Here is a 3,593-nt window from a genome sequence, read left to right on the forward strand (position 1 = left end):
CCCCCGCACGGTCCTTCCCCCCGAAGCCTCGCGCGAGTCCTCGGTGCAGGCGCCGGTCGTCACGCAGGCGCAGCCCCCGCCAGAGCCGGTCCGTGAGGTCGCGAAGGAGCAGCCGGCCGAGCGTCAGAAGGACACGTACGAGGAGAATCCGGCGGTGGCCGCGGAGTGGGCCGCCCGGTACGCGGCGAACGGGCTGCAGCCCCAGGCGGTCGCGGGCACGTCGGAGATGGAGGCGGCGCCGTCCATCACGGATGCGCCGGCCGCGGTTGCGAAGGGCTGGACGCAGCCCACGCCGGTCATCCCGCAGACGGATCCGACCAACTGTGGAGCCGCGACCACCGCCATGCTGGTGCGCGCGGCGGGTGGTGGGCAGGGCCAGACGGACGCGCAGCTCGTGAAGGGCCTGGAGTCGAAGTACGCCGACGGCAAGGGCACGACGCCGGATCAGATGGCCCGCATGCTCGCGGGCCAGGGCTTCGAGGTGACGCGCGGCGCCTCCAACTTCGACCGCGACGCGCTGGACAAGGCCCTCTCCGAGGGGAAGAAGGCCGTCGCCATGGTGGACTCGAACCGCATCCAGCCCGGCTCCGAGGGGCGTGCCGCGGACGGCAGCGCGCACTGGGTGGAGATCGACGGCAAGGACGCGCAGGGCAACTACGAGATCAAGGACTCGGCCTCGGGCACGAGCTACAGCGTGGGGCTCCACCAGCTCACCGACGCGATGAACTCCGGCTGGAGCACGTTCAACGGCGGCGGCATGCTCATCGTGAACCCGACGGGCGGGGACGCCAACGCGCTCGCCCACCAGAACGAGGACCACTCGGCCTCGCTCGGCGACACATCCGGCATCGGCTCCAAGACGGCCGCCGCTGGCACCCGCGAGTCAGGCTCCTAGCCGCCCGCGCGCTGGAAGCCTCAGGGCGCCGGCTGCGGCACGAGCCGGTGCTCGCCCACGTCGCGCCACCACGGCGTCGCGCCCTCCACCCGCGAGGGCTCCAGGCTCCGGCCCAGGCCCGGGGTGAAGAGGCGCACCTGCTGTTCGGAGGCCAGCCGCACCAGCGTCTCCGCGGGCTCGTCCCAGGCGTGCATCGCCAGGTTGAAGGTGCCCCAGTGCACCGGCATCAGCGTGCCGCCGCCCAGCATGGCGTGCGCCTTGAGCGCGTTCTCCGGGCCCAGGTGGATGGTGCCCCAGCTCGGGTGGAAGGCGCCCACCTCCAGCATCACCAGGTCGAAGGGGCCGTGACGCCGTCCAATCTCCTCGAACTCCGACGTGAGGCCGGTGTCGCCGCTGAAGAACAGCCGGTGCTTGTCGGTGGTGAGCACCCACGACGCCCACAGCGTCTTGTTGCGGTCGCCCAGCCCACGGCCGGAGAAGTGCTGCGAAGGCGCGGCGGTGAAGCCCACCGGGCCCACGCGGTGGTGCTCCCACCAGTCCAGCTCCGTGATGAGCTCCGGCGCCACGCCGAACGCCTCCAGGTGGCGCCCCACGCCCAGCGCGGTGATGAACGGCACCCGCCGCTTCGCCAGCGCCTGGATGGTGCTCCGGCACAGGTGGTCGAAGTGGTCGTGCGACACCAGCACCGCGTCCAGGTCCGGCAGCGCTTCGACGGGGACGGGCGGGGCGTGGAAGCGCTTGGGACCCGCGAAGGACACGGGCGAGGCCCGGTCCCCGAAGACGGGGTCGGTGAGCACGCGCGCGCCGTCCACCTCCAGCAGCATCGTGCTGTGGCCCAGCCAGGTGACGCGCAGGCCGGTGTCCGGCGCGCGGGCCCAGGTGCCGCGGGGGTCGTCCACCGGCAGCGGGCCAGGCGGCGTGCGCTGCGAGCCCCCGAAGAAGTACTCCCCCAGGATGGGCAGCGGGTTGCCCTGGATGCCGGGACCCACGGGGGCGGTGTTGCGGAAGCCCTGGCCTTCGAACTGCCGGGAGGCCCGGCTGCGCTCGAGGCGTTGTCCCGCGAGACGTGCACTGGCGCTGACGACGGTGGACATGCGCCGGTGTCTAACACCCCCACGCCCGCCCGGCACGGTCACCCGCCAGGAGCCCTGGCGGGCAGGGCGCCGTCCCGCCGCCAGGCCTGGGACGGCGCGGGAGTGCGCGGGACGCCTACTCTTCGGCCTCCGGCGCCACGCAGGTGTTGCTGAGCGCGGTGGACCAGAGCTGGCCGGACTGGGTTTCGTCGTAGGCGCTGAAGTAGACGCGCGAGCCCACGCGGAAGAAGTCGCGGGGGTAGGACGACCCGCCGACGGCCGGCGACGCGATGTCCTTCAGCCGGCGCGTCCCGCCCGGCGTGCCGTTGCTCACCCAGGGCTCGATGCCCTCGCCGGTCGATTCATACGCGCTGAAGAAGACGAGGTTGTCCGCCACCGCGTACACCGGCGAGCCGTACTCGTCGCTCAGGCTGAGCGGGCGGCGCAGCAGCTGCGTGCCGTCAGCGGTGCCGTTCGTGACCCAGAGCTGGGAGTCGCGGGGCGCCGGGCTGTCGCTGCTGATGTTGACGGAGAAGAACAGCTTCGTGCCCCCCGGCGCGATGCTCACGGCGTTGATGCTGGGGAACGCCGGGCCCTGCCCGGCGTAGAAATTGGTCAGGGTGACGAAGGGCGTCGGGTTCCCCCCCGCGAGCGGGACGCGGTAGAGGACCATGTACTGGGTGCTGAACGAGGTGCTCGTGACGTAGGCGTGCGCACCCAGCGCGCCCAGCAGCCGCACGGAGCGCGTGGCGCCGAAGGACGCGAGCCGCACCGTGCCGCCCGCCATGCCGTCCGACTTCCACAGCTCCGTCAGGCCGCTGCTCTCCTCCAGCGTGAACAGCGCGAGCGTCCCCGAGGAGCGCACGTCGAACGGGAAGGTGTTGGGGCCCGCGTCCAGCCGCTTCAGCTGGAGCGTGCCCGCGGCGGTGCCGTCCGTCCTCCAGAGGTTCGTGGCGCCGTCCAGCTCGCGCACGAAGAAGAGCAGCGCGTTGCCCACCTTCGCGTCCAGGTAGCTCACATCCACGTTCGTCCCGAAGTCGCGCAGGAGCACCGTGCCGGCGGCCGTGCCGTCCGACCGCCCCAGCTCGAAGCGCGTGGCGGAGGTGACCACGTCGAAGGACTCCTTGAAGAAGACGAGGTTGTTGCCCACCGCGGTCAGGTGCGTGAGGAACGAGTCCCCCGTCCCCGGCGTCAGGTCCCTGACGAACCGGGTGCCGGCGCTCGTGCCGTCACTCACCCACAGCTCCTGGCCCCGCGTCGCATCTGGCGCCTGGAAGAAGAGCTGGGTCGGGGTGGCGGTGAGGCGGGTCACGTCGGGCGTGCCGGTGCCCGCGGGGACGGGGAAGCTCCTCACCTCCGTGGTGCCCGCGTCGGTGCCAGTGCTCTTCCAGAGGGCGCGGCGACCGTCCTCGAAGTTCACCGCGAAGTAGAGCGTCCCCTGGAAGTCCGCGAAGCTGGTCGGGCTTGCCGCGAAGCGCGGGATGCCCAGCACCGAAGGGGGCAGGATGGTCTTCACCCGCTGGGTGGCCGCCGCGGTGGGAGGGCAGAAGGCCTCCTGCTCCACCGTCTGCTCCGCCTCCGGGGAGGGCTCCTGTCCGAAGCCGCTCTCGCCCTCCGCGTCCTCG

At 72.3% G+C, this 3,593-nt stretch carries 3 protein-coding genes; 1 reads left to right on the forward strand and 2 read right to left on the reverse strand.

Going from position 1 to position 3,593, the window contains the following annotated elements; genetic code table 11:
- A partial coding sequence (locus D7V93_RS40160; RefSeq protein ID WP_120648310.1) for a cysteine peptidase family C39 domain-containing protein occupies positions 1-895 on the forward strand: 895 nt, incomplete at its 5' end.
- A gap of 20 nt (positions 896-915) precedes the next feature.
- On the opposite strand, the gene D7V93_RS40165 is transcribed toward D7V93_RS40160, so the two are convergent.
- Both D7V93_RS40165 and D7V93_RS40170 read right to left on the reverse strand, forming a co-directional pair.
- Positions 916-1,989, reverse strand: coding sequence for an MBL fold metallo-hydrolase (locus D7V93_RS40165; RefSeq protein WP_120648311.1), 1,074 nt, complete (start codon positions 1,987-1,989; stop codon positions 916-918).
- Positions 1,990-2,104: 115 nt separating this feature from the next.
- The coding region (locus tag D7V93_RS40170; protein ID WP_120648312.1) for an ELWxxDGT repeat protein at positions 2,105-3,593 on the reverse strand (1,489 nt) is incomplete at its 5' end.

Source organism: Corallococcus llansteffanensis (assembly GCF_003612055.1).
GTDB classification, from domain to species: Bacteria; Myxococcota; Myxococcia; order Myxococcales; family Myxococcaceae; genus Corallococcus; species Corallococcus llansteffanensis.

What these genes read in the sequence shown, in the direction of transcription:
- D7V93_RS40165 (WP_120648311.1), bottom strand. Translation starts at nt 1,989, where the DNA reads ATGTCCACCGTCGTCAGCGCCAGTGCACGTCTCGCGGGACAACGCCTC.